The organism is Pseudoalteromonas sp. H103 (genome assembly GCF_001469205.1).
Taxonomy (GTDB): Bacteria; Pseudomonadota; Gammaproteobacteria; order Enterobacterales; family Alteromonadaceae; genus Pseudoalteromonas; species Pseudoalteromonas carrageenovora.
Map to the genome: position 1 here is coordinate 56,992 of NZ_LOFG01000005.1, position 24,776 is coordinate 81,767.

At 39.6% G+C, this 24,776-nt stretch carries 24 protein-coding genes; 4 read left to right on the top strand and 20 right to left on the bottom strand.

What is annotated here, in order from left to right; all coding sequences use genetic code 11:
- Positions 1 to 72: 72 nt before the first annotated feature.
- Both ATS74_RS05490 and ATS74_RS05495 read right to left on the bottom strand, forming a co-directional pair.
- Positions 73 to 1,440, bottom strand: coding sequence for an alkaline phosphatase PhoX (locus ATS74_RS05490; RefSeq protein ID WP_058547933.1), 1,368 nt, complete (start codon positions 1,438 to 1,440; stop codon positions 73 to 75).
- A gap of 178 nt (positions 1,441 to 1,618) precedes the next feature.
- Positions 1,619 to 4,177 carry a M14 metallopeptidase family protein gene (locus tag ATS74_RS05495; protein WP_058547990.1) on the bottom strand — a complete coding sequence of 853 codons (2,559 nt, stop codon included), beginning with the start codon at positions 4,175 to 4,177 and terminating at the stop codon, positions 1,619 to 1,621.
- Between the two features lie 146 nt (positions 4,178 to 4,323).
- On the opposite strand from ATS74_RS05495, the gene nfuA reads away from it, so the two are divergent.
- Together nfuA and ATS74_RS05505 are read left to right on the top strand one after the other, a co-directional pair.
- Entirely contained in the window at positions 4,324 to 4,899 is a 576-nt protein-coding gene (nfuA, locus tag ATS74_RS05500) for a Fe-S biogenesis protein NfuA (protein WP_058547934.1), read from the top strand.
- Between the two features lie 9 nt (positions 4,900 to 4,908).
- Positions 4,909 to 5,178 carry a hypothetical protein gene (locus ATS74_RS05505; RefSeq protein ID WP_058547935.1) on the top strand — a complete coding sequence of 90 codons (270 nt, stop codon included), beginning with the start codon at positions 4,909 to 4,911 and terminating at the stop codon, positions 5,176 to 5,178.
- A 2-nt stretch (positions 5,179 to 5,180) separates the two neighbouring features.
- Here ATS74_RS05505 and ATS74_RS05510 read toward each other — a convergent pair whose 3' ends face one another.
- Complete coding sequence (locus ATS74_RS05510) at positions 5,181 to 6,515, bottom strand: MATE family efflux transporter (RefSeq protein WP_201023021.1); 1,335 nt, start codon at positions 6,513 to 6,515, stop codon at positions 5,181 to 5,183.
- Between ATS74_RS05510 and ATS74_RS05515 the strand changes: the two genes are divergently transcribed.
- Positions 6,495 to 7,532, top strand: a complete 1,038-nt coding sequence (locus tag ATS74_RS05515) for a polysaccharide deacetylase family protein (RefSeq protein WP_058547991.1) — start codon at positions 6,495 to 6,497, stop codon at positions 7,530 to 7,532. The two genes, ATS74_RS05510 and ATS74_RS05515, sit on opposite strands and share 21 nt — an antisense overlap.
- On the opposite strand, the gene ATS74_RS05520 is transcribed toward ATS74_RS05515, so the two are convergent.
- The 13 genes from ATS74_RS05520 to ATS74_RS05585 all read right to left on the bottom strand — a co-directional run bounded on the left by ATS74_RS05520 (position 7,522) and on the right by ATS74_RS05585 (position 20,198).
- Complete coding sequence (locus ATS74_RS05520) at positions 7,522 to 8,550, bottom strand: protein-glutamate methylesterase/protein-glutamine glutaminase (protein ID WP_058547937.1); 1,029 nt, start codon at positions 8,548 to 8,550, stop codon at positions 7,522 to 7,524. The two genes, ATS74_RS05515 and ATS74_RS05520, sit on opposite strands and share 11 nt — an antisense overlap.
- A gap of 8 nt (positions 8,551 to 8,558) precedes the next feature.
- Positions 8,559 to 9,176, bottom strand: a complete 618-nt coding sequence (cheD, locus tag ATS74_RS05525) for a chemoreceptor glutamine deamidase CheD (protein ID WP_058547938.1) — start codon at positions 9,174 to 9,176, stop codon at positions 8,559 to 8,561.
- Positions 9,160 to 9,990 (bottom strand): CheR family methyltransferase, encoded by an 831-nt coding sequence (locus ATS74_RS05530; RefSeq protein ID WP_058547939.1) that lies wholly within the window; start codon positions 9,988 to 9,990, stop codon positions 9,160 to 9,162. The genes cheD and ATS74_RS05530 overlap by 17 nt, the downstream gene beginning before the upstream one ends.
- A gap of 115 nt (positions 9,991 to 10,105) precedes the next feature.
- Positions 10,106 to 12,805, bottom strand: coding sequence for a methyl-accepting chemotaxis protein (locus tag ATS74_RS05535; protein ID WP_058547992.1), 2,700 nt, complete (start codon positions 12,803 to 12,805; stop codon positions 10,106 to 10,108).
- Positions 12,806 to 12,857: 52 nt separating this feature from the next.
- The gene (locus ATS74_RS05540; protein WP_058547940.1) at positions 12,858 to 13,343 is read right to left on the bottom strand and encodes a chemotaxis protein CheW; all 486 of its coding nucleotides are present in this window, start codon (positions 13,341 to 13,343) and stop codon (positions 12,858 to 12,860) included.
- A complete protein-coding gene (locus tag ATS74_RS05545; RefSeq protein WP_058547941.1) occupies positions 13,340 to 15,433 on the bottom strand; it encodes a chemotaxis protein CheA in 2,094 nt (697 codons plus the stop codon). Before ATS74_RS05545 ends, ATS74_RS05540 begins: the two co-directional genes overlap by 4 nt.
- Positions 15,434 to 15,443: 10 nt before the next feature.
- Entirely contained in the window at positions 15,444 to 15,806 is a 363-nt protein-coding gene (locus ATS74_RS05550) for a response regulator (protein ID WP_058547942.1), read from the bottom strand.
- Between the two features lie 8 nt (positions 15,807 to 15,814).
- Positions 15,815 to 16,087 carry an STAS domain-containing protein gene (locus ATS74_RS05555; RefSeq protein ID WP_058547943.1) on the bottom strand — a complete coding sequence of 91 codons (273 nt, stop codon included), beginning with the start codon at positions 16,085 to 16,087 and terminating at the stop codon, positions 15,815 to 15,817.
- Between the two features lie 315 nt (positions 16,088 to 16,402).
- Complete coding sequence (locus ATS74_RS05565) at positions 16,403 to 17,020, bottom strand: SCO family protein (protein WP_152996106.1); 618 nt, start codon at positions 17,018 to 17,020, stop codon at positions 16,403 to 16,405.
- Positions 17,017 to 17,946 carry a heme o synthase gene (cyoE, locus tag ATS74_RS05570; protein WP_058547945.1) on the bottom strand — a complete coding sequence of 310 codons (930 nt, stop codon included), beginning with the start codon at positions 17,944 to 17,946 and terminating at the stop codon, positions 17,017 to 17,019. The genes ATS74_RS05565 and cyoE overlap by 4 nt, the downstream gene beginning before the upstream one ends.
- A gap of 13 nt (positions 17,947 to 17,959) precedes the next feature.
- Positions 17,960 to 18,949, bottom strand: coding sequence for a COX15/CtaA family protein (locus ATS74_RS05575; RefSeq protein ID WP_058547946.1), 990 nt, complete (start codon positions 18,947 to 18,949; stop codon positions 17,960 to 17,962).
- A 30-nt stretch (positions 18,950 to 18,979) separates the two neighbouring features.
- On the bottom strand, positions 18,980 to 19,474 hold the full coding sequence (locus tag ATS74_RS05580) for a hypothetical protein (RefSeq protein WP_058547947.1): 495 nt from the start codon (positions 19,472 to 19,474) through the stop codon (positions 18,980 to 18,982).
- The gene (locus ATS74_RS05585; protein ID WP_058547948.1) at positions 19,464 to 20,198 is read right to left on the bottom strand and encodes an SURF1 family protein; all 735 of its coding nucleotides are present in this window, start codon (positions 20,196 to 20,198) and stop codon (positions 19,464 to 19,466) included. Before ATS74_RS05585 ends, ATS74_RS05580 begins: the two co-directional genes overlap by 11 nt.
- A gap of 13 nt (positions 20,199 to 20,211) precedes the next feature.
- On the opposite strand from ATS74_RS05585, the gene ATS74_RS20200 reads away from it, so the two are divergent.
- Positions 20,212 to 20,520, top strand: coding sequence for a DUF2909 domain-containing protein (locus ATS74_RS20200; RefSeq protein WP_082660565.1), 309 nt, complete (start codon positions 20,212 to 20,214; stop codon positions 20,518 to 20,520).
- On the opposite strand, the gene ATS74_RS05590 is transcribed toward ATS74_RS20200, so the two are convergent.
- From ATS74_RS05590 to coxB, 4 genes are read right to left on the bottom strand one after another with little or no spacing between them, the layout of a single operon-like run.
- Complete coding sequence (locus ATS74_RS05590) at positions 20,423 to 21,301, bottom strand: cytochrome c oxidase subunit 3 (RefSeq protein ID WP_058547949.1); 879 nt, start codon at positions 21,299 to 21,301, stop codon at positions 20,423 to 20,425. The genes ATS74_RS20200 and ATS74_RS05590 overlap by 98 nt on opposite strands.
- Positions 21,302 to 21,336: 35 nt before the next feature.
- A complete protein-coding gene (locus tag ATS74_RS05595) occupies positions 21,337 to 21,867 on the bottom strand; it encodes a cytochrome c oxidase assembly protein (protein ID WP_058547950.1) in 531 nt (176 codons plus the stop codon).
- On the bottom strand, positions 21,867 to 23,459 hold the full coding sequence (ctaD, locus tag ATS74_RS05600) for a cytochrome c oxidase subunit I (RefSeq protein ID WP_058547951.1): 1,593 nt from the start codon (positions 23,457 to 23,459) through the stop codon (positions 21,867 to 21,869). The genes ATS74_RS05595 and ctaD overlap by 1 nt, the downstream gene beginning before the upstream one ends.
- A complete protein-coding gene (gene coxB / locus ATS74_RS05605) occupies positions 23,459 to 24,601 on the bottom strand; it encodes a cytochrome c oxidase subunit II (protein ID WP_058547952.1) in 1,143 nt (380 codons plus the stop codon). Before coxB ends, ctaD begins: the two co-directional genes overlap by 1 nt.
- Positions 24,602 to 24,776: the final 175 nt, after the last annotated feature.

Here is a 24,776-nt window from a genome sequence, read left to right on the forward strand (position 1 = left end):
AATAATTTATTATTTATACGCACAATAAACCTGTTAAGCATTATAAATATAGGCACTTAACAGGTTGTATAGCTATGCTTTAAAGCTAGCCCAAGGCCCAGTAATGGCGAGCGTTTTAGTTGGTGAGTATACATTTACAAATAAAGTAGTTCCGTCGGGTGAAAAACAAGCGCCGGCAAGTTCTGTTTGCTCAGCTAAACGCGCAAACGTATACACCTCTCCGGTGGGTGTAACACCGCGTAAATGGTTATCTACTATATCTGTATATTGGTCTTCACAAACAATAAGGTGTCCATTAGGTGCAACAGTTAGGTTATCACCAAAGTTAAATAATGACTCGTCTTCGCTTTCTACAAATAATTCTATTTTACCTGGTGAAGAACTTTCATTATTAGCACCTTCAAATTCCGATGGCTGATATTTCATTACTTGGCCAAGCTGCTTTTTACCGCCGTTAGTGCAGCAAAAATAAAGCTCGTTATTGCCCCAGTGTATACCTTCTCCACGGGCAAACAGTGCAGCTCCTTGTTTGTAACCTCTTATTCTTAAATCATCTTTTAGGCTCTGTGGATCATCTAAGTCAATCCACTCAACTTCCATTTTTGTGTGTTTAAGCATTGCAGTTTCACTCCAATTTCGGGTATCAAACTGAGCGTGTTTTTTAATGACCATAGCCTGCAACTGGCCACCTTTATTAAGTTTGCCATATTCATTAGGAATAAAACGATAAAATAAACTATCACCCCTATCCTCAGTAAGATAAACAATGCCTGTACGTGGATCTATTGCAACGGCCTCATGATTAAATCGGCCCATTGCAACAAGTGGTTCTGGTTTTACCAAACCTTTTGCCTTAGCAGGTACTTCAAATATATAACCATGAGATTTGCCTAATCCATCGACCTGACTAGCGACTGTTTCTTCACAAGTAAGCCAACTACCCCATGGAGTAATACCACCAGAGCAATTGCGTATTGTTCCACATAAGGATAAGTATTCTTGCTCTTTTTTATGCTCTTTAATATTGTAAATTATATGGCTCGTGCCACCAGGTAACGCCACGCCATCTTCAAATTCATCATACGCTAACGGTGTTTTATGCGATTGAATACTAGTTGCTGCGTGCTTAATATTTTTAGGTGAAAGTTCATGGTTACGAACTAACGCTACAGTGTCATCGTCAAGTGCAATACAGCCCATGCCATCGGCCTTATCTGGTACATTTAAGCCATCATCCATAGTATCGCCCAATTGAGAAATAACCTTGTAGCTAAAACCAGCAGGTAAATCGAGTAGTTTTTTTGTATCAGGAATTAAACCACCGTATGCATATACGCTATCTACTAAGTTAGCTAAAGTAACTTTACCAAATGCGCTTTTAGAAAGGCCGATAAATGCAAGCGTACCTGCACTTAAAAGAAACTGTCTTCTGGAAACCATAATTAAACCTATAGCGATAATGCTTTTTAAAAGAGGGTAGATAGTAAATTAAAATGACGGACTAAAATGCATCTGTATTGTAAATTCATAGAAATGTCATATTTAAAACTAACCACAAATGTATAAAACTCTGTGGCTTAAAACAGGCCTTAACAGCCTGTTTTAAATATAAATAGTATTAGCCGCCATTAACTCTAAAGGTATGACCAAAAAACAAAGCGTTACTAAGTAAGCGGCTTGTACCATACCAGTACCCTCTAAACACAGGGTCATCGGTCATGCCAATAACAGTACCGCGCCCGTATGAATGTGCTATTAGCCCTGCACCACCTGCAACTTGCTCTACATTTACAGCATCGGTAAAACCAGCTAGTAAAGGCTTTTTGGTATAGGTGAGTATATTTACAAATGGCGCCTGTGAAGCTTCGAGCAACCAAGTGCTATTTTTAAATACAGGCAGTGTTTCGCGCTTGAGCGAAAAAGTAAGTGGGTGTGTTAAATCAACATTTGTATTAAAAATAGCTCCCGCAATACGTTGACGCCCAGCGAGGTGATCTTTATCTGCGTAGTTTAACCCTTGCGTATTAAACGCACTTGCTACATCTTGACGCGATAAGTAGCTGGCTTTTAATAATTGCTGATCAGCTAAAAATTTTGCGCCACCTTTGTGGCCCCAAATAACACCGCCTTTTCTTACCCATGTTTTTATAGCTACTTTTTCGGCATCTGAGAGACTGCTGTAGTTACCATGAGCCAATACTATATGGCTGTAATTACTGAGCTCAACAGTACTTAAACGCTGCATTTCTACTATAGTTGGCGCCACACCTACAAAACGGTCTAGGTAATACCATACTTCTCCCGCTTCGTATTGGCTTATGCCTTTTCCGCCTATTAACAACACTTTTGGCTCGTTCACTACTGCCATTGTACGAGAGCCTAAATCTGCGCCTTCGCTTGTAAGGCCTGAAGTAATAGGTTTAATAGCGATGCCAAACTCATTTTGTGCATTGTTTAACAGGCTAACCCAGTCTTTATTTGTTTGCAGCCCTGCTGGTACAATAATACTGCCCGAATCAAATTTCACTTCGCCTGAAGGTGTTTTAGCTTTTAATGGGCTTAATGCAACACGCGCTTTTATGCCTTGCTTTAAAAGACTATTTAGCATTTTTGGCGCTAGGTAGTCATCCCACGAAAAACCAAACGCATAGCCTTGTTTTAATGCAGCAAAAGAAGGTTTAACTGCTTTTTTCCATGCTGTATTAGCAATTTTTAAGCCCCAGCTACTTTTTACTTCAGCAAACGGTAAATTAAATGCATGAGCAAGCGTCCACCCAGACACATCGTAAAATGTATTGTCGGCAAAGTTTTTTTGCTCGCTAAAAATAGCTTTTATTAAACGATATTGTGGTTGAGCTAAAGGTATAAAATAGCTATTAGTGGTAAAATTTTTACCTTTGGCTTTAAGTGGTTTTGTTAGTGCAAACGCATCTATTTGGTGCTGCTTTAACAGCCCTAAAAAGTGCTTAATGCGGGTGTTGTCTTTTTCACCTTCAACTACGTAGCCTTCAAAGCTCTCTTCTTTTGCTAAATCAATTGCTTGATTATAAAACTGAGCTTGGTACTCAAGTAATGCCACGCGGTTATCTACAGCTGCTTTAAAGGTCGATAGACTCGTTAAAAGCTGATTTTTAATAGTAAAAGGAAAAGTAAGCGTACCGTTTATGGTTTCTTGTACATGCCCGCGCGAGCTGGCTTGTTCAAATAAAATACCTACACCGCCGTTTACATCGGGGTAGGTTGAACCTTTTCCGTAATAAAAATCGTCAAAGCTTTCTTCTGTAAAATAAAGTGCGTTATTTTCATCAAGTGTTTTTGCATGATAGTTTGCGATGGCTTTAGTTAAACTAACATTTTCATCCGGTGTTATTGGGTGCTTACGACTAGGAATACCCGGCTGAAAAAAGTAGCTACTGTTAGGCCCCATTTCATGAAAATCGGTTAAAATATTAGGCTTCCAAGTATGAAACTTTGCAATACGCGCACGTGATTCTGGGTGCTGTAGTAATAGCCAATCGCGGTTTAAATCAAACCAGTAATGATTAGTGCGGCTACTAGGCCAACCTTCAACATGTTCACGGGTTTTAGGATCGCTCGATAAGTTCATACCTCGGTTGCTGTTTGCCCAATTAGCAAAACGAGCTAAGCCGTCGGGGTTAAGCGAAGGGTCGAGTAAAATAACGGTACTGTTTAGTAACTCTTCTATTTCAGCACCTTGTGCGGCTGCTAAATAATAAGCCACCAGCAAAGCTGAATTACTACCAGATGACTCGTTACCATGCACACTGTAGCCCATCCATACAACGCTAGGTGGCACTTGTGAATTTGTTTTGTTGCTTGTTTTATTATCTAGGCGTGCTAAATGATCTTGACGAATTTGCTCTATTTTTGTGAGCTTATCAGCGGCAGTAATGGTTAGCATAACTAGCGGGCGCTGCTCATGTGTACGGCCAATAACTTCAAAATTTATTCTATCGCTTTTATCAGCAAGTATTTCCATATAACGCACGAGTTGGTCGTGCCTTACATGCCATTGCCCAACTTCATAACCAAGCACTTGTTCAGGCGTAGGAATTGCTGGGTCAAATTTTACATCTTGTTCAAAATAGTACGAAAGTGGTTTTGCCATACTTGAAAAGCTAAGCATTGCCACCATTATTGTTATTATCCACCGCATATAAATCACTCTAAAAATGTTTGTTATTTGCACGCTAGCATTGCTTAAAATAGATGCCAACTTTTTACGCTCAACACTAGCCGCAACACGATGAGCGGAGTATGATATGCAGTATCCGAGTAATTTAGTCAAGTATAGACGGTTTTATGATTTCTATTTCCGAAACAGCACAAGCGCATTTTGCTAAACTTTTAGCAGATCAATCACAGCAAACCAATATTCGTGTGTTTGTTGTAAACCCTGGTACATCACAAGCGGAGTGTGGTGTTTCTTATTGTCCAGAAGACGCTGTTGAAGACAGTGACATTCGCTTAAACTTTAATGGTTTTGATGCCGTTGTAGATACAGAAAGTGCACCTTTTTTAGAAGAAGCTGAAATTGATTTTGTTACCGACAAAATGGGCACTCAATTAACGCTAAAAGCACCTAATGCTAAAGCACGTAAAATTGGCGAAGACGCTACATTAAACGAACGTGTACAACACATGCTTGAAACAGAAGTAAACCCACAACTTGCTAACCATGGTGGTCAAGTAAGCCTTGTTGAAATTACAGCCGCAGGTATTGCTGTACTTCAGTTTGGAGGTGGTTGTAATGGGTGCTCTATGATCGATGTAACGCTAAAAGAAGGCATCGAAAAAGAGATGATAGCTAAGTTTGAAGAAATCACTGGTGTTGCCGATATTACAGAGCACCAAGCAGGCGATCACTCTTACTATTAAGCACTATTGATGCTAAAGCAGCTTATTTATCGCTTAGGAAGCAATCCTAAGCTGAGCTTAAAGCGCTTTTTTCGCGGCTTAGCACTGTTTGTGCTAGCCGTGATTTTTATATCTATTGGGTACTATACCCACTTCAGTTTACAAATTATCGGCATTGTTATTTTAACCCCTGCACTTTTCTTTGCTGCTTGGGGCTATAGCGGTATTTTTGCCAATCGCTTTTCTCAGGTTTTAAAAGATATGGGGCCTAAAAATCACGACCCTGACCTGTGGAAGTAAGCTTAATCCAACAGTTGATTATTTGCTTTTAAGCGCTGATACTTAATAATTAATGTAACTCCACGCATTAACATAAAGCAGCTCATTGCAAGCCATAGTCCATTGTTTTGCCAATCAATAAATACCCAAAACACACCATAAAAACCTACTCCAGCAGAAAGTATCATACTGTTACGCATATTTTTAGCTCGTGTTAAGCCTACAAATACGCCGTCAAACAAAAAGCAGCTCATCGCTAAAATAGGCAATACAATTACCCAAGGTAAATAGTGAGTAGCCTCTTGTATTACTTCTGGTACATTAGTTAAAAGCTTGATTATAGTGCTGCCAAATAATGCAAAAAAGGCACTGTATAAAATGCCAAAAAGCATTCCCCAAAATACACTAATTTTAACCCACATCCTTATTTTTTTAACGCTTTGTTGGCCCTTCGCCTGCCCTACCTTTGCCTCTGCGGCATACGCAATTCCATCTAGGGCAAAGCTCACCAACATTAAAAAGTTGAGTAAAACAGCATTGGCCGCTAATGTGGTTTCGCCAATACGCGCCGCGTAAAATGTCATAAAGCTAAAACATACTTGCAGTATTAAAGAGCGAATAAATATATCGCGGTTTAAACTTAGTAACTCAGCCATTTTGCTAATACTAAGCCAATGCGGCGTGCTTAATTCGATCCCTTGTTTTTTGGCTAGTTTTACAACCAAAATTAAGGCAAATGCTAAAGCAGTATAATCGGCAATAAGTGATGCCCACGCAGCCCCTGCAACCGCCCAATCTAAGTACACAACAAAGTAAATATCAAGCACGATATTAGTTATATTAGTCACTAATAAAAGATAAAATGGCCCTCTGCCATAGTGCACACCAAGCATCCAACCGAGTAACACTAAATTACATAATGCTGCTGGAGCACTAAAAATTCGAATGCTAAAGTACTGATAGGCTTGAATAAGTACATCGTTATGCGCAGCTGAAAGATAAGCTATAGCGTGTTTTATTAAGGGGGATAACACAATTAATAACACAGCAACTGCACTTGCAAGCAATAAGCTTCGTTTAAGTAAAGCAGCAAGCTGAGTTAAATCGTTTTTTCCATATGCTTGAGCAACCAGTCCCGTGGTACTCATTCTTAAAAAACCAGCGAGCCAGAATAAAATAGAAATAACAGCGGAGCCTAAGGCAATACCCGCTAAGTAATGAGCGCTACCTAAGTGGCCTATTACGGCGGTATCAACAATTCCTAACAATGGCACTGTGATATTTGATAGTATCATCGGACCCGCTAACAACAGCAAGCTTTTATGGTGTGCCTTATTATGTATAAGAAATTGTTTCATTTAGTATTATTTATCCTCATTAGTGTATCTGTACGTGCTCAAGCAGCCGTAATTTTACAGTATCATCATGTTAGCGAAACTCTACCCGCTGTAACAAGCGTTAGTGCAAATACATTTACTAAGCATTTGAGTTATTTAAAAGAGCATGACTTTAAGGTTATTGCGCTTAATGAGTTGATTAGTGCTCTAGAGCAAGGTGAAACCCTGCCCGATAAAACCGTTGCCATTACTTTTGATGATGGCTACAACAATAACTACGAACAAGCAGCGCCTATTTTAGAAAAGTTTGGCTACCCATACACTATTTTTGTAAACCCAAAATTAATAGATGAAGGCATGAGCTACGTTATGGGTTGGGATAAACTAAGAGAACTCGCTAAAAAAGGCGCTTTGATTGCTAATCACAGTGGGCAACACGATTACTTACATCGCAAGCTTGAAAACGAAACAAATGCTCAGTGGCGCTCTCGTATTAAAAAAGACATTCTAGATTCGCAAAAACGCATAAAAGAAGAAACCGGACAAGATTATAAATACTTAGCCTATCCGTATGGTGAGTTTAATAACGAGCTACAAGCACTGGTAACAGAGCTCGGCTTTATTGGTATTGGCCAGCACTCAGGGGCGGTAAATAAAGATTCTAACTTTAGCCGTTTACCGCGTTTTCCGGCATCTGGTTTTTATAGTAAATTAGAAACACTTATTACTAAGCTTAATTCACGAGCTTTTAATATTACTAAACTAACTTACAAAGACAGCGTGACAGAGCAAAACCCACCTATGCTTACGGTGACGTTTAATATGGGTGATTTTCATAAAAGCCAATTTGCTTGTTACGTATCAAGCGTAGGCCAAGCAGATTTAAACTGGATCAGTGAAAGCACAGTAGAAATAACCTCACCAAAAGTACTTAATAAAGGCCGTTCACGCTTTAATTGTACTGCGCCTTCTATTTCAAACCCAGGAAGTTACTTTTGGTTTTCACAACCATGGGTTATCGAAAACGCTAAACCTTAATAGCTTGGCTTAAAAGGCGCTGGGTAACTTTATCTAGCGCTACGACTTCGTTTTCAGCCCCAATATCAATTGCTGCCTTAGGCATTCCCCACACAACCGATGAATACTCATCTTGCGCCATTGTATATGCCCCGCTTTGCTTTAAACCAAGTAAGCCTTTCGCACCATCACTTCCCATGCCAGTGAGTATTGCCGCAACTACGTTTTTTGCACCTGTTTGTATTAATGAGTTAAATAAAACATCTACCGCAGGTTTATGCCTATTTACGGGCTCGTTATCATCAAGCTGGCAATATAAACCCACCCCTCGCTTAACAATACTCAAGTGTAATCCACCAGGAGCAATATAGGCGTTGCCTGCTGTTAGCTTATCCCCTTGTTCTGCTTCTTTCACATTTATGGTGCATGTACGATCCATTCTTTGCGCAAAAGAAGCACTAAAGCCTGGAGGGATATGCTGCGTAATAACAATGGGTGGGCAGTTTTTTGGCATTTTAATTAACACCTCTTTAATAGCCTCTGTACCACCGGTAGATGCTCCTATTGCAATGACCTTGTTCAACAAAAACTGCGTGTTAGCTGCAATAGGCTCATTAGATATAGGCTTTTTAAAACCTCTTACCCTTGCACCTGCAGCGACTCTTACTTTTTGTTGTACTAAAGCACTGTAATGGCTCATGTGTTCTTTAACATTAACGGTGGGTTTAGCTATAAAATCTACTGCACCGAGCTCTAATGCCTCTAACGTAATAGGTGAACCTTTTTTTGTTAAAGTAGAAATCATCACTACGGGCATTGGCCTGAGCCGCATTAAATTTTTTAAAAAACTAATACCATCCATTTTTGGCATTTCAACATCAAGAGTCAGCACATCAGGGTTAAGCTTTTTTATCATTTCCCGCGCTTCGTAAGGATCCTCAGCACAACCTACAACTTTTATGTCGTTAGCTTGGCCTAAAATCTCGGTAAGTAACTGCCTAATTAATGGAGAGTCATCAATTATTAATACTTTTATCATATGCACCCCTAAAACAGTTCAATATCTGTTTTTTTATCTTGCTGTTGAAGATTTTGTAAGTATTTAACTTCGCGTTTTTCAATTGTATTGTTATGAAGATTTTTAAGTTTTTTTACGTGCACTTTACCAGTATGCGGATGAAAAAAAATTTTCCTAGGCCAAGGTCCACCCATATCATGAGCAACTAAATTAAGCGCTTCTTCTTTTATGTAGGCATTCGCAAAACTTATATTACCCAACCCAATATCTGTCATCGCACTTATTATTCGCCCGCCACCAAAGAGTTTAATTTTTAAATTTTTGCGTGATCCGCCATTTTTGAGTACTTCGTTAATTAAATACTCCATAGCCCAATTGCCGTATCGCCCGCTTAAGCTATGCGCACCTTCTACATGCTCACCTTTTTTTACCGGCAACATAAAGTGATTAACGCCACCAATTCCTAATTTTTCATCGTATACACATGCCGCAATACAAGAGCCTAAAACGGTTGATATCAGTTCATTATTTTTTGATACATAAAACTCACCCGGTAAAATTTTAGCGACCACGCTTTCTCGCCCAGAGTCCCAATAACGCTTTATATGCTCAAACCCAGGAAGAACCCCTTTAAACTGTGCGTGCATCGGCGGCCTTTTGGTACATAGTTTTGCCTAAATTTTTAAACTCAGTATGCTCTTTGCCCATGGTTTCTGAGTGACCTAAAAATAAATGCCCATGTGGAGCGAGTATTTTTGCATAACGTTTAAATAATAAATCTTTAGTGTCTTTATCAAAGTAAATAACAACGTTACGGCATAAAATTAAATCAAAGGGCCCTTTCATTGGCCAATCTTGTAATAAATTTAAGCGTTTAAAAGAAATTAACTGCTGTAGCTTTGGTTTAACCTTATAGCTTTCGCCATCTTTACTTTTTAAAAACCAACGCTTTAACAACGCATCATCTAACCCATTTACATTAGCCGCGCTATAGACACCTGTATGTGCTTTTTTAAGTACATTAGAGTCTAGGTCTGTCGCTAAAATCTTAACGTCCCAGTTGCTAGGAAATAACTCATGTAACGCCATTGCTAGGCTATATGGCTCTTCTCCTGTTGAGCATCCAGCCGACCAAATTCGTACTCGTCGACTGTTTTTATTTTGTACTAACAAAGCGGGGACTAATTGTTTTTTTAGATAATCAAAGTGATGGGATTCACGAAAAAATGAAGTTAAGTTAGTTGTTAACGCATTAATAAATGCATCAAACTCCTGATCTTTATGGCTATTTAAATAAGCTAAATAAGTACTAAAATCTGTTAGTTTTCTTTCTCGTATGCGCCGTGCAATACGTGAGTACACCATTTCACGCTTATGCTCACCAAGCACAATACCGCATGCGTTATACACTAAAGCGGCAATTTCTTTAAAGTCGCGCTCAGTAAATAAAAACTCTTTCATTGGCTACTCTCAAATACAGAACAAGCGGCGCTTAGCGCAATTAATTACGCTAAGCTAAGTATATTTAACAAGCGCTTTGAATAATAAATCCCTTAATCAAAGCTCAGGTTATTTACTAAAACTCCTCCCACTCTTCAGCCGAATCTACAAAGTTTTCGCCTCGTGGTTTACTTCGGCTAAAGCTACTTTGCGGTTGCTGTGTTAAAGCAGGCGTACTCATGGTTGATGACACCAATGGTATGTCTTGCTGCCCTAACGAAAAGAAGTGAAGGAGTCTGCGCATTTCGTTTGCTTGCTCGGCCATAGACTCACCAGCTGCAGATGCCTCTTCTACAAGTGCAGCGTTTTGTTGAGTCATTTCATCCATTTGAGAAATAGCTTTGTTCACTTGCTCAATACCTGCGCTTTGCTCCTCTGATGCTTCGGTAATATCAGAAATCATTTGCGTAACACGCTGTACTGAAACAACAATTTCTTTAAGTGTTGCACCTGACTCATTAACTAACTGAGACCCATCGGCGACTTTCCCTACACTATCTCTTATTAACTCTTTAATTTCTTTAGCGGCCCCTGCTGAGCGCTGTGCTAAGTTACGAACTTCACCTGCCACTACGGCAAAACCACGGCCTTGCTCGCCCGCTCTTGCTGCCTCAACGGCAGCGTTAAGTGCTAACAAATTAGTTTGAAATGCAATTTCGTCAATCACACCAATAATGTCTGCGATTTTTTTACTCGACTCGTTTATTGCCGACATGCTAGTCACAGCGCGGTTTACAACCTCGCCGCCTTGTATTGCCTTTTCACAAGTCTCTTCTGCTAAATCGTTCGCTACTTTTGCGTTATCGGCATTTTGGCGAACTGTGCTGGTCATTTCTTCCATACTCGATGCTGTTTCTTCAAGTGACGAAGCTTGCTCTTCAGTACGTTGACTTAAATCAGCATTCCCTTGTGATATTTCCTCTGCACCACTTGCTACAAGTGTTGCTGAAGAATTTATGCGATTGATTACTTCCGTTAGTTTATCTGCGGTTGTATTTGCATCGCGTTTTAGCTTATCAAATGAGCCTTTGTACTCACTTTCTATACGTTTTGATAAATCACCACTTGCCATCGCATCAAGCATATTTGCGGTATCAGCAACTGCATCATCAACAATTTTAACTAGGCTATTTAACCCTTTCGCTAAACGTAAGAAAAATCCGCTTTTATCAGCTTCAATTACTCGCGTATCCAGCTCCCCATTTCCAGCGGCTACAATGAGTTCTGCAATCTCTTTTTCAATAGCCACTTCATCAGTTCTATCTTCCCACTCAACCACTGTGCCTATGCGTTCGTTTTCGGGAGTCAAAATAGGGTTAGCTACCAAGCCAAATGTACGTCCACCAACAAGTATTTCTGCTTTGTAAGTAGTTGTTAACTTATCAAGTAGGCTTTGCTGATGTGCAGGGTTTTTATGAAAAATATCAATATTTTGTTTAAGTAAGTTTGTACTGTCGAAATTAGGCAGATCTTTGCGTAAATCATTTTCTGCTGCACTCATCATATTTTTAACGGCTTGATTCATATAAACAATAACGTTTGATGCATCAGCAATCATGGTATTAGTTGCAACGGTATCAAGCGCTTGGCGTACACGTAGATTTTCTTGGGCTTCGCTGCGTTCTTGCTCTGCTTTTGCAACACTTTGCGTTATATCTTCCCACTCAACAATAGTTCCTAAGCGCTCTCCTTCATGGCTTACCCAAGGAGAGGCAATAAGGGTAAATATAAGCCCCGCTAATCTTAGCTCTGCTTTATGCGGTTGTTCTAAATTTTTTAATAAGTCACGCTGATGTGATGGGTGTTTATGAAAATCATCAACGCATGTACCAATTAAGCTATCTACAGCAAAATTAGGTAATACCGTTTGCAAGTCTTTCTCTCTGGCTTTAAGCATTGAATGAACGCGATCATTCACAAATACTATATTAAGATCTTTATCTGCAATCATTACATTTGCTTGACATACTTTTAATGCACTGGCTAAATCGGCCGCTTTTCGAGAAGCTTTTTCTAGCTCTTTTTGCTCAGTAATATCTGATGCGTATTTTATAACTTTGAATGGTTTGCCGTTCATATCGTAAATAGGGTTGTACGATGCTTGAATCCAAACTTCTTGTCCTTGTTTACCTATTCTTAAATACTCGCCAGAATCAAACTCGCCTTGCGCTAACTTATCCCAAAATGCTTTATATTCATTACTATTAGCGTATTCAGGTTCTACAAATAAACGATGATGTTTACCTTTTATTTCATTAAGTTGATAGCCTAAGGTATTTAAAAAGTTATCATTGGCATCAATAATAGTGCCATCTAAATTAAACTCTATAACTGCCTGAGACTTACTAATAGCATTAATTTGCCCAGCAGCTTCTGCCGTTACTAACTTTTGCTTAGTGATATCTGTGGCAAACTTTACAACTTTAAGTATTTGGCCGCTCTCATCAACAATGGGGTTATAGGTTGCTTGAATCCAAACCTCTTTATTACCTTTAGCGTTGCGTTTAAATTCATCAGAAATAAATTCACCATTGCGTAGACGCTGCCAAAAGTTTTTATAGTCGTTACTTTGCGCCTCATCTGGGTCTACAAATAAAGAATGGTGCTGGCCTTGGACCTCTTCAAGCCTGTAGCCCATTGCACTTAAAAAATTAGAATTTGCAGTAATTATTTGTCCGTTAGGTTCAAACTCAATCACCGCTAATGATTTATTTAACGCATCGACAATTAAATCATTACTGGATTTTGACTGCTTTGGATTACTAAACCACCCCATGCCCATCACCACCTTTAAGTTATTTTTTATTACTATATTTAGTTTTGACTAACTAAATATTCATTGTTTTTTGCAAATCGATTAATGCGATCATTTTCTCGCCCACATTAACCAAACCAGCTACGTACTCGCAGCTATTCGACTCAGATAAACTAGGTACTGCTTTTGCGTCCTGCTCTGCAATGCTGTAAACATCAGACACCGCATCAACCGCAATTCCCATAATTTTACTGCCTTGTTCAAACTCAATTTTTACAACAATAACAACCGTTAATGAGCCATATTCCGCACTTGAAAGACCAAAACGTAACCGTAAATCTATTATGGGTACTATTGTGCCGCGTAAATTAATTACGCCTTTTACAAAATCAGGAGAGTTTGGTAGTTCGGTTATTTCTTCCCAACTACGAATTTCTTGAACAGTTAAAATATCAACGCCATATTCTTCATCAGCCATGATAAAGGTTAAAAATTGTTTGATTCCCTGCTCTTGCTGCAGGCTTAGTGCATTATTTAGCTCGCTTTTTTCAGCGTTCATTGAGCCTCCACAGCTATATGCTGATCAATAATAAGCTCTTGGCTTCCTGGCTTTTTCAGGCCTGATAGCTTTATTAAACCGCTTATATCTACAATTAGTGACACGCGCCCGTCACCTAAAATAGTGGCGCCAGATACACCATCAACCTTGTGGTAATTTGCCTCTAAGCTTTTAATAACAACTTGCTGCTGAGAGAGTAAATCGTCTACAAGTAAGCCCACTTTTTGATTATCTGTTTCAACAACAACAAGGAGAGTTTTATCTAAAGATTCAATGGCATTTTGATGATTAAAAATATCGTATAATCTTAAAATTGGAATGTATTCGTCGCGCAGCCTAAGTACATCAAGGTTTTTACCTACTCGGCTTACTTTTGTAATATCAATTTGCAGTGATTCAACAATAGAAATGAGTGGAATAATGTAAGTATGCTTAGCTACTTTAACGAGCTGCCCATCTAAAATAGCGAGTGTAAGGGGTAAACGTATCGTAAATGTAGAGCCAACGCCTGGGGCTGAGGTAACCTCAACAGAGCCATTTAAAGACTGAATATTTCGTTTAACAACATCCATCCCTACACCACGACCAGATAAGTCACTTACCTCGTCCATCGTTGAAAAACCAGGCATAAAAATTAGTTCGTTTACTTCATCATCACTTAAAATGCTATCGGCTGTAATTAGCTCATTAGCAATCGCTTTTTCCCTAATTTTTTTAGTATTGAGTCCTTGGCCATCATCCATAATTTCAATAACGATGTTACCGCCTTGATGAAACGCATTTAAAGTAACAGTGCCCACAGGATCTTTCCCCGCTGCAACTCTTTGCTCAACAGTTTCCAGGCCGTGATCGAGTGAATTTCTAACCAAGTGAACCATAGGATCTGATATTTTTTCCATGACCGTTTTATCAAGTTCCGTTTGCTCACCTATAAGCTTAAGCTCGACCTGCTTATTGAGCTTTTGTGCAATATCGCGAACCAAGCGAGGAAAACGACTAAAAACAAAGTTAATCGGCAGCATACGAATTCGCATAACGTTTTCTTGTAAGTCGCGAGTGTTATGTGCAAGTTGTGCAAGCCCTTCTTGAAGTGAGGTAATTGTGGCGGGTGTTATTTCTTGCTCACTTAGCTGATTAAGCATGGCTTGGGTAATAACCAGCTCACCAACCATATTTATTAGCGAATCAACCTTATCGATTCCTACTCTTATTGAGGTTGACTCAGGCGTCGTTGCAGGCTTTTTATCATTACTTTGAGCCTTAGGCTTTGCTGGAGCGGGTGTAGGTTGAGTAGTGCTCGACTCTTCATTTTTTGAAGTACACTCATCGCTCACAACTGATTGTTTAACATTATTGCTTTGTAGGTCGTCGGTAAATAGGCCGCCACACAGCTCAATGCTTATATCTGCGTCATCTTCTACCCACTCAAATACCTCATTTATTGCTTTTTTATCTTTGGCTGTATTTAAAAAAAAGCGCCAATGCAAAAAACATTCATCGCTGCTCAACTCTGTTATATCGGGTACTTCATCATAAAATACATGTGTTTCTAATTCGCCTAACTCAGCCAGCTCGCTGATCATAAATAATGGCTCATTACCGGTTTTAAAAAGGTGCTGGTACGGCTTAAAATCTATTTGGTAAGTATTACTGCCGGTATCTTTAGCACCGGCTAGTTGCACAGATGCTTCTGCGTCACTATTTATTTCAAGCACTTGTTCAAACTGTAAGCGTAATGCATTGGCTTCATTTAAATCAGGCTCTTGCTCGCTTTGTAATGCAGCAAGCAACCCTCGTAAACAGTCAACTGCTTTAAGAAGTAAATTAACATGCTCGGTACTTAGCTCACGCTCCCCTTGGCGTATTTGATCAAGTAGTGTTTCAAGCACGTGAGTAAAGTCGGCAACGGAGGTAAAACCAAACGTGCCACTGCCGCCTTTTATTGAGTGTGCGGCTCTAAAAATCGTGTTTATAGTTTCTAAGTCTTCCTCACCTGGCACCAAATTTAAAAGCTCGGCCTCCATGGTATCTAGGCCTTCAAAACTCTCTTCAAAGAAAACTTCAAAAAATTGACTTAAATCTATGCTCACACTGCGCTCCCTAGCGAATAACCTTTTTAATTACCGCTAACAACTGATCAGGGTTAAAAGGTTTTACAATCCAACCTGTAGCACCTGCGGCTTTTCCCTCTACTTTTTTATCAAGTCCAGACTCTGTTGTGAGCATAAGCAATGGCGTAAATTTATAATTAGGTAAGGTGCGCAGCTCTCTTATTAATGTAATACCGTCCATAATAGGCATGTTTACATCGGATATTACCGCATCAAAATCTTGCTGCTTTGCAATTGCTAAAGCTTCGCTACCATCTTTTGCTTCGGTTACATCAAACCCTGCTGTTTTTAGGGTAAAACTCACCATTTGACGCATTGATGCAGAATCATCAACCGCTAAAATTCTTTTCATATAAACCTCTAATCTTTACTTTCGAGTATTAAATATTGACTTAAACCGAGTTGATTAACGGTATGCGTTAACGCTTCGCTGCTGCCAACCCAAATTATTTTATGATGGATGGTTTGCAGGTGTTTTTGTAGGGAACATAAAAGTTGAATTGAAGCAGTGTCAGCAGATCTAACATCACTAACGTCAATGCAAATATCATCATTGCAATTGAGTTCTTGGAGTAAATCTTGATGTAGAGTCTCAACTTGCGTGATGGCAAGTTCACTGGGTAGCTTTAGCATTTTTTTGGGACTTTCCCTGTCAATTCAATTCATAACAAAAGCTTAGACCTAGTTATTGAAATTGCCATAAAAGGGTAAAAAAAAATTATAATACCAATTCGCTTAATTAAGTGATCTATTTTGAGGGTGGAAAAACGTGTTGATAGGTAGGCAAAAAATTCGCTATTTAGTTGTTCTAAATGAGAGTTTTTTAACGCAGATAGCGATACGTTTAGCCCCGCAAAATGATTAAGTATTATTGCGGATTGGTATAAATGCATTAAAAATACAAAAAAGGAGCATAAAGCTCCTTTAAAATTCATTAAAAGTTAAAAACTAGTTTTTAGAGTAGTCAGCTATTTTTATAAACTCTTCTGTTAATTGTGAGGCATTGATTAACGGTACGCTGCCTTGTTTAAATTCAGGCTTAAAAATAGCTCTTACAGCACCGTTTTGATCAACCAGTGCCACAGATGCGCTATGATCAACTGCATATTCTGATTCGTTAGAATCGCTTATAGCGTAAATTAAGCCAAGCTCCCTTACTAAAGGAAATAGGTCTTTATGGGGACCTGATACAGCTAAAAAGTCAGGATTAAAATAATCTATATAAGCTTTTCGTTTTTGTGCTGTATCTCGCTTAGGGTCGACCGACATAAACCAAATTTGTAGCGGGTAATCGTTGTGCAAATTTTTATAAACATTGTTTAGCTTCACAAGGGTCAATGGGCAAATATCGGGGCAACTTGTATAACCTAAAAATACTAAATTCCATTGCCCTAAAAACTGCGCTTTAGTAACTAACTCTCCATTTTGATTATTGAGCTTAAAGTCCGACAGTGGTTTTGCGGTTTCGTAAACTAACGCATCTACATCAGGGGGGCTATTTTTATCTGAACAGGCTGATAAAAATAGCATTAAAACAATACTAAAACAGAGCTTTAATCGCATCATAAAGGGAGCCATTTATCTATAAATAATACGACAAAGAGTACCATTAAATGAATGATTGAAAAATGAAATAAGTCCATAGCAGTTTCATCGTTTCCGGCAACTTTTAACTTAACGGCTTTGTATATGAATACTGCATTTAATGCACAAGCTCCAATTAAATATATTAATCCCGACATACCAATTAAGTAAGGTAATACACATACAACGGCCAGTAAAACAGAATAGGCAACCACACATGTTTTACAAAAATCTATTCCGTGAGTAACAGGTAACATGGGTATTTTAGCTCGTTCATAATCACTTTTACGGGCTATCGCAAGCGCCCAGAAGTGCGGTGGTGTCCAGGTAAAAATAATCATTACAAGTAACCATGGAGCGGCTGCCATTTGGTCTGTTTCAGACACCCAACCAAGCAACGGAGGCATAGCGCCCGCTAAACCACCAATAACAATATTTTGCGGAGTGACACGTTTTAAAAATGAAGTATACACAAAGGCATAGCCAACCAATGCAAATAAAGTCAATATTGCGGTCAGTGTATTTGCCCACACCATCAGCATAATAAAACCTGCTACGCCAATAGCAGCTGCAAAACTAAGTGCGTGGGTCTTACTCAAACGCCCTTTAGCAACAGGACGATGACGCGTACGCGCCATTTTTGAGTCTATCTCGCTGTCAACAACGTGATTGATCACCGCAGCTGCCGCAGATAGTAAACCAATACCTAATAAACTCGTAAATTGTACAGCTATGCCTCTACCTACATCTGGAGCCAGCGCTAAGCCTACCCAAGCTGTTAATACGAGCATAGCCACAACCTTAAATTTGCTGATAGCTAAGTAATCTTGCAGTAAATTATAAGTACGATTAATTAAAGGTAGCGAGCTCTCGCCTTGTAGTGCTTTTTTATCAATTGTAAGTGCCATAACAATTCCCCCTTTATGTGCGTGACTTTAGGTAGTAACACAACCTAACCATTGTTAATAATAGTATGGCAGCCATTAAATTGTGCGCCAGTGCTACCCCTAACGGAAAGTGCCAATGCACCACCGCAAGCCCTAAACTTATCTGACAAAGTAAGGCAACAAGTACGCTAACCACACAATTTTTTATTTTTTGAGAGTATGCTTGGCTGTATATTCGCCACATTATAAAAGCTAAAACAACACACGTTACAAGCGCCCAAATACGATGCAATAAATGTATAGACATACGCGCTTGTTGCGACAACACACCAAACTCGTAATTACTGTGCTCAAGGGGTAACTGAAATACACTACTGAGCGAAAATGGTTGAGCGTAGCTACACAAAGGTAAACCATTACAATGCGGTGCCGCATAATTTGCAGCAAGCCAACCGCCAAGCGCTATTTGAATAATGAGCACACCTAGCGCGACTAGACTCAAGCTAAAATACCTTTTTGCGCCGCTGTCTCCACCCATTATAGGTTTGGCTGTTAAGCGTAAATACAAAAGTGTAATTAGCGATAAAATACTAAAGCCACCTAATAAATGGCCCATCACAATAAGTGGCTGTAAGTTCATGGTTACAGTCCACATTCCAAGTGCGGCCTGAAATACTACAAGTAAAAGTAAAGCCAGAGGCAACTTAACGGGTGTGGTTGGATATTGGCGCTTTAAAAAGGCCAATATAAACAAACCTAAAATAAGTAAACCTAAGGCACCTGCAAAATAACGATGGATCATTTCTTTCCACGCTTTTGCGGTTTCAAACATCATGTCGGGGTAGCTTTGCGTAGCGAGTGCTATATCAGCTTCATGTTTTGGGACGGTTAAAAAACCATAACAGCCGGGCCAGTCTGGGCAACCAAGGCCTGCATCACTTAGTCGGGTGTAGGCACCCAATGCCACTACAACTAAAGCAAGTAAGCCTGTTATTAATACATAGTTTTTATAATTTTTATACATTAAATACTCCAACTTAAGTAAGCTTAGCAATTAGCTCGAACGAGAATAATTAAGTAATTTTTTTAGATCTTTTAATAAACCTTTTTGTACTAAACGGTTTTCTTGTGGCTGCGTTTTAAAAGGATATTCAAGAACTACAAGCCCCATATGATCGATTAAATACAAGCTGGCTGGCTTTAAATTTTGTTGGCCGCTTATCATTTTCCAAGGCAGTTTTTTATCATTAACGATCCCCATCACCGCCATATCGACCTTGCCTTGGTTTTTACCCAATGCCACATATAAATTATCTAGCGCACTTAGTTGTTCATTACATGCACTGTTACACTCTGCGGAGTAATTTAGAGCAATCGTCCACTGTTTGGGGTTGTTTTTTTGCCAATTAGTAAGCTTTACTTCTTGTTTTAAAAACTCACCATGATTTGTTATCGCCGCTGGTAACCAATCAAATTTAAGCGCACCATACGCTAGAGCTAGTGGTATGGCGCAGCAGATTACAAATAATAAAAGTGGTTTATTTTTCATTGTGTGTCCTTTTTTTACTAGCAAAAACAGCCACGAATACACAAGCAATGGCGATTAAAAACCACTGTACGGCGTAGGCATGATGTTTTTGCGGGCTCATAACAACAGCTTTATAATGAGGAGTAGCTAATTCATCCCCTTCACCTTGCCTATAAGCCATATAGTTAACGAGTTTTTGCTTACTTGTTTTGCTTAGCTTATTAAGGTCAATATTTTGAATTCTAATATTGGAGGGAGCAGCTTCGCGTTCAAGCGTAAAGCCACTGAGGTTGTTCTCTTTTATTTGTGCGATTAATGTAAAGCGCTTAGTAGGAAGCTTTATTTTTGGTAATTCACTTCGAGATAACGGAGCCTTAACCCAGCCAAGGTTTACCAAAATAGTGTGGGAGTCATCTGCTGGTTTAAACAATACTAATAAGTCGTATCCGACTTGCCCGTTATAAACTTGATTATCTAACAGCCAATATTGCTCTTGAATAAATGCCCCAGTTAATTCAACCAACACCCCTGTTTTATTCCAGTTGGATGGTAAATTAGTAAGTTGCTGCCAACTCATAACACCTTGGGTTTGCAATTTTTCAATAGCCGTTAACTGCTGCTGTTTTTGCTCAGCTCTTTGTAGCTGCCAAAACCCTAAGCGCACACAAATAAGTACCACAACCGCCACCATACAAAGTGTGATTATTGAGCTAAGCTTTTGTTTGTGCCATAAAACTAACTGCATAAGGTTCAACCCAGTGATTATTAAAATTATTATCGTACTGTTGTTATTGTTTATACTTTTTAACTTATTTAGAGCTTTATTTATTATGGTATCGGGTAAAACAAATGGACGGCCTATGTCTCACTTTTTAGGCCGCCGCGTGATATTTTCGGTTGTTGTATTAATTATGGTAATTGCCGCACTTAAATTTGGCTTTATTAAAGCTAATAATTCCCCAATAAATGCTACAGCACATATACAAATACAAATAAACATAGCCATACCACATCTACAAAATGCCAGTACCAAGCAGCAGCTTGAAATGCAAAATGCTTATCTTTAGTAAAGTGCCCTTTTAATATTCGTAAAAAAATAACCAGCAACAGTACAGTGCCAAGGGTTACATGCATGCCATGAAAACCAGTCAATAAAAAGAACGTATTACCGTAAACACCGGCATCAAGCGTTAAATTTAAATCGTTATAGGCGTGTATATACTCCTCAACTTGCAAAGCCAAAAAGCAAACACCTAATAAAATAGTTGCCCCTAGAAATACTTTAAGTGTCGTACGTTTATTGTTTTCCATTGCTACGTGGGCAAAATGCAAAGTAACCGATGAAGCGAGTAATATAAGCGTATTAATAAGCGGTAGGCCTTGCCAACCCATAGCTTGAGTTGTATCCCCTGCTGGCGTTGTCACTAGCGGCCAAACCGCTTCAAAAGTGGGCCACAAAACCTCGTTAGTCATCGCATTATTGCCAGCCCCACCTAACCAAGGCACAGATAGTATTCGGGCGTAAAATAAAGCGCCAAAAAAGGCCATAAAAAACATTACTTCAGAAAAAATAAACCAGCTCATACCTTGTCTGAACGAACGATCCATTTGCGCTGAATATAAGCCTTGATCGGACTCAGTAATTACATTTTTAAACCAGCTATAAAGCATGTATAAAAGCACGGCAATACCAACGTATAGCAAGTAAACGCCGCTCCCACCTCCTTCTTTTGAGGCACTCATAACCGTTAATGCAGCACCTACCGCAATAAAAAATAAAGCAATAGCGCCCACTATTGGCCACGGGCTTTGCTCTGGTACGTAGTAATTTTCATATTCTTGATTCATGTTACTTGCTCCTAGTTTTACACTAGACATGCAGGCTAGTTATTGCTCGCTACTAGCTGCTCACTAATATCAAATACGGTGTACGATAAAGTTAGCTCTTCTATATCGGTTGGTAATGCGGTATCGACATAAAAAAGTAGTTTAAACTCAAGTTCCTCCCCTGCTTTTAGCGGTTGCTGATCAAAGCAAAAACAGGCAATTTTATGTAAATACTTAGCCGCTTTACCGGGAGAAACCGAGGGCACAGCTTGCATTACTTTATCGAGGTTACTGTTATTTTTAGCGCTAAACATTACCTCACGCATAGCACCGGGTTTAACAGCAACACTGTATTCTTTTGACTTAACAACAAATGGCGCGCCACTATGCGCATGGGTTGTAAAACTCACCCCTATTTCTCGGTTTTGAGTAACCTGTGTACTTAGCTTTGCTTGCTCAAGCGATGGCTTACCATTTAGACCTGTTACATCGCAAAATACGTCGTATAAGGGCACTAAGGCAAAAGCAAAAGCAAACATACCTATGCAAATAAGTACTAAGCGTTTAAGTAGCGGCGCGTGAGTCATTACTTAATTTCCGGTGGTGTAGAAAAGGTATGATACGGCGCTGGAGATTCAACTTCCCACTCTAAACCTTCGGCACCATCCCACACTTTTGCAGGCACTTTATCGCCACCTCGGGCGCACTTAATTACCACGGCCACAAATAAAAGCTGCGATAAACCAAATGCAAACCCACCAATACTAATAATGGCGTTAAAATCGGCAAACTGCAGAGCGTAATCTGGAATACGCCTGGGCATACCGGCAAGCCCTACAAAATGCATAGGAAAAAACAGTACATTTACACTGACAAGCGATAGCCAAAAATGCCATTTAGCCAAGGTAATATTAAACATATTACCGGTCCATTTAGGCAGCCAGTAATAAGCACCCGCCATTATCGAAAAGATGGCCCCGGTTACTAATACATAGTGAAAATGCGCCACCACAAAGTACGTATCATGATACTGAAAATCAGCAGGTGTAATGGCTAACATCAACCCAGAAAAGCCTCCTAAGGTAAACAGCACAATAAAGGCAATACTAAATAGCATGGGGACTTCAAAGCTAATTGAGCCTTTCCACATGGTCGCTACCCAGTTAAATACTTTTACTCCAGTTGGCACCGATATAAGCATCGTTGCGTACATAAAAAATAACTCGCCAGCCACCGGCATACCTGTGGTAAACATATGGTGAGCCCATACAATAAAACTAAGTAGCGCAATGGATGAGGTGGCGTACACCATGGACGCATAACCAAATAGTTTTTTACGTGAAAAGGTAGGTACTATGGTCGATATAATGCCAAAAGCTGGCAAAATCATGATGTATACTTCAGGGTGACCAAAAAACCAAAATATGTGCTGAAACATAACCGGGTCACCACCGCCGGCCGCATCAAAAAAGCTAGTAGCAAAGTATTTATCAGTGAGTACCATGGTCACAGCTCCCGCAAGTACAGGCATAACAGCAATTAACAAAAATGCAGTTATTAGCCATGTCCACACGAATAACGGAAGCTTCATCCATGTCATACCCGGAGCACGTAAATTAACTATGGTCACAATTACATTGATTGCCCCCATAATTGAGCTGATACCCATAATATGAACGGCAAATACAAACAACGCAGTATTATCGTTACTGTAAGTAGTTGAAAGAGGAGCGTAAAAAGTCCAGCCGAATGCAGGCCCACCGCCAGGCATAAATAAAGAAGCCAGCAGGATTAAAAATGCGAAGGGTAATATCCAAAAGCTCCAGTTATTCATTCTTGGTAGTGCCATATCTGGCGCACCAATCATTAATGGCACCATCCAGTTAGCAAGGCCAGTAAAGGCTGGCATAACCGCACCAAATACCATAATCAAGCCATGTACAGTGGTCATTTGATTAAAAAAATGAGGCTCAACTAGCTGTAACCCAGGTTGAAATAATTCGGCCCTAATGACCATAGCCATAGCGCCGCCAATTAAAAACATAGTCAGCGAAAAAATTAAATATAAGCTGCCAATATCTTTATGATTGGTTGTATATAACCAGCGCTTAAAGCCTTTTGCAGGATGATGACCGTGGTGAGCTTCATTGGCGTTAGATTGTTCTACTATGCTACTCATTAGTTCGCCTCCCCATCAGCATCAAGTGCTGCCTGAATCTCACTAGGTTGAATTACATCACCCGTATCGTTACCCCACGCATTGCGTTTGTAGGTAATGACTGCCGCAAGTTGTTTGATTGATAGTTGTTTAGCAAAAGCTTGCATTGCAGTACCAGGGCGACCATGGATCACAATATCAATGTGATCTTTTATATCACCAAGCACAATGGGGCTGCCTTTAAGTGCAGGAAATACGCCCGGTAAGCCCATGCCCGTTGGCTGATGACACGCGGCGCAACTTGCCATATACACTTGCTCGCCTAAAGTCATTAACTCTTCTTTAGGCAACGTTTGATCAAGCAGAGCTGCATCGGCTAATGCCGCTTTTTGCTTTGCTTGTTTTGAATCAGCAAGCCAAGCATTAAAATCTTCCTGCGATTTTGCCTCAACCACCACTGGCATAAAGCCATGATCTTTACCGCACAGCTCAGCGCACTGTCCTCGGTAAATACCTTCTTCGTTAATGTTGGTCCATGTTTCGTTTATGAAGCCGGGGTTTGCATCTTTTTTAACAGCAAAGTCAGGTACCCACCAAGAGTGAATAACGTCATCTGAGGTCATTAAAAAACGTACTTTTTGATTAATTGGCAGCACTAATGGCTTATCAACTTCAAGCAAATAATTTGGATTTTTATCTGCAAGGTTGGCTATTTCATCTTGAGGGGTAGATAAAATTGAGTAAAACGCGACATCCTCACCCATGTATTCGTAATGCCACTTCCACTGCGAACCCGTAATTTTAATGGTTAAATCAGCTTTGCTGGCATCTTCCATTGCAATAAGTGTTTTAGTGGCAGGGATTGCCATGGCAATTAAGATAACAAATGGAATGGCAGTCCAAAGTATTTCTACTTTAGTACTTTCATGAAATTGGGCAGGTACTGCCCCTTTAGATTTACGGTGATGAATAAGTGCCCAAAACATAATTGCGAACACTATCACCCCAATCACACAACATATTAAAAATATGGTCATGTGTAGCTGATATACATTATTGCTTATATCGGTTACGCCTTTGCGCATATTGTATTGGCTATTTGCCATTACATGCTGCGGAAAAACAATCAATACAAACCACAAGGTAGAGGTCAGTTTACCCATGTGACGGCTCCTTTGATGCTATTGCGAGTGCAAAGCGAAGAGGCATACGGCTTAAACGCCTATTCGTTATTTTTATTATTTAACCAATCTTATTTGTTTCAATTGGTATTGCTGTGCCAACAAAGAGTTTGTGTATATTGTGTGTTCTCAAAACTAAAAGCTGTGAGTTATTGTT

Excerpts from the sequence above, each read along its gene's own strand:
- ATS74_RS05490 (WP_058547933.1), bottom strand. The coding sequence starts at position 1,440 with ATGGTTTCCAGAAGACAGTTTCTTTTAAGTGCAGGTACGCTTGCATTT.
- ATS74_RS05495 (WP_058547990.1), bottom strand. The coding sequence starts at position 4,177 with ATGCGGTGGATAATAACAATAATGGTGGCAATGCTTAGCTTTTCAAGT.
- nfuA (WP_058547934.1), top strand. The coding sequence starts at position 4,324 with ATGATTTCTATTTCCGAAACAGCACAAGCGCATTTTGCTAAACTTTTA.
- ATS74_RS05505 (WP_058547935.1), top strand. The coding sequence starts at position 4,909 with ATGCTAAAGCAGCTTATTTATCGCTTAGGAAGCAATCCTAAGCTGAGC.
- ATS74_RS05515 (WP_058547991.1), top strand. The coding sequence starts at position 6,495 with ATGTATAAGAAATTGTTTCATTTAGTATTATTTATCCTCATTAGTGTA.
- ATS74_RS05510 (WP_201023021.1), bottom strand. The coding sequence starts at position 6,515 with ATGAAACAATTTCTTATACATAATAAGGCACACCATAAAAGCTTGCTG.
- ATS74_RS05520 (WP_058547937.1), bottom strand. The coding sequence starts at position 8,550 with ATGATAAAAGTATTAATAATTGATGACTCTCCATTAATTAGGCAGTTA.
- cheD (WP_058547938.1), bottom strand. The coding sequence starts at position 9,176 with ATGCACGCACAGTTTAAAGGGGTTCTTCCTGGGTTTGAGCATATAAAG.
- ATS74_RS05530 (WP_058547939.1), bottom strand. The coding sequence starts at position 9,990 with ATGAAAGAGTTTTTATTTACTGAGCGCGACTTTAAAGAAATTGCCGCT.
- ATS74_RS05535 (WP_058547992.1), bottom strand. The coding sequence starts at position 12,805 with ATGGGGTGGTTTAGTAATCCAAAGCAGTCAAAATCCAGTAATGATTTA.
- ATS74_RS05540 (WP_058547940.1), bottom strand. The coding sequence starts at position 13,343 with ATGAACGCTGAAAAAAGCGAGCTAAATAATGCACTAAGCCTGCAGCAA.
- ATS74_RS05550 (WP_058547942.1), bottom strand. The coding sequence starts at position 15,806 with ATGAAAAGAATTTTAGCGGTTGATGATTCTGCATCAATGCGTCAAATG.
- ATS74_RS05555 (WP_058547943.1), bottom strand. The coding sequence starts at position 16,087 with ATGCTAAAGCTACCCAGTGAACTTGCCATCACGCAAGTTGAGACTCTA.
- ATS74_RS05565 (WP_152996106.1), bottom strand. The coding sequence starts at position 17,020 with ATGATGCGATTAAAGCTCTGTTTTAGTATTGTTTTAATGCTATTTTTA.
- cyoE (WP_058547945.1), bottom strand. The coding sequence starts at position 17,946 with ATGGCACTTACAATTGATAAAAAAGCACTACAAGGCGAGAGCTCGCTA.
- ATS74_RS05575 (WP_058547946.1), bottom strand. The coding sequence starts at position 18,949 with ATGTATAAAAATTATAAAAACTATGTATTAATAACAGGCTTACTTGCT.
- ATS74_RS05580 (WP_058547947.1), bottom strand. The coding sequence starts at position 19,474 with ATGAAAAATAAACCACTTTTATTATTTGTAATCTGCTGCGCCATACCA.
- ATS74_RS05585 (WP_058547948.1), bottom strand. The coding sequence starts at position 20,198 with ATGCAGTTAGTTTTATGGCACAAACAAAAGCTTAGCTCAATAATCACA.
- ATS74_RS05590 (WP_058547949.1), bottom strand. The coding sequence starts at position 21,301 with ATGAATCAAGAATATGAAAATTACTACGTACCAGAGCAAAGCCCGTGG.
- ATS74_RS05595 (WP_058547950.1), bottom strand. The coding sequence starts at position 21,867 with ATGACTCACGCGCCGCTACTTAAACGCTTAGTACTTATTTGCATAGGT.
- ctaD (WP_058547951.1), bottom strand. The coding sequence starts at position 23,459 with ATGAGTAGCATAGTAGAACAATCTAACGCCAATGAAGCTCACCACGGT.
- coxB (WP_058547952.1), bottom strand. The coding sequence starts at position 24,601 with ATGGGTAAACTGACCTCTACCTTGTGGTTTGTATTGATTGTTTTTCCG.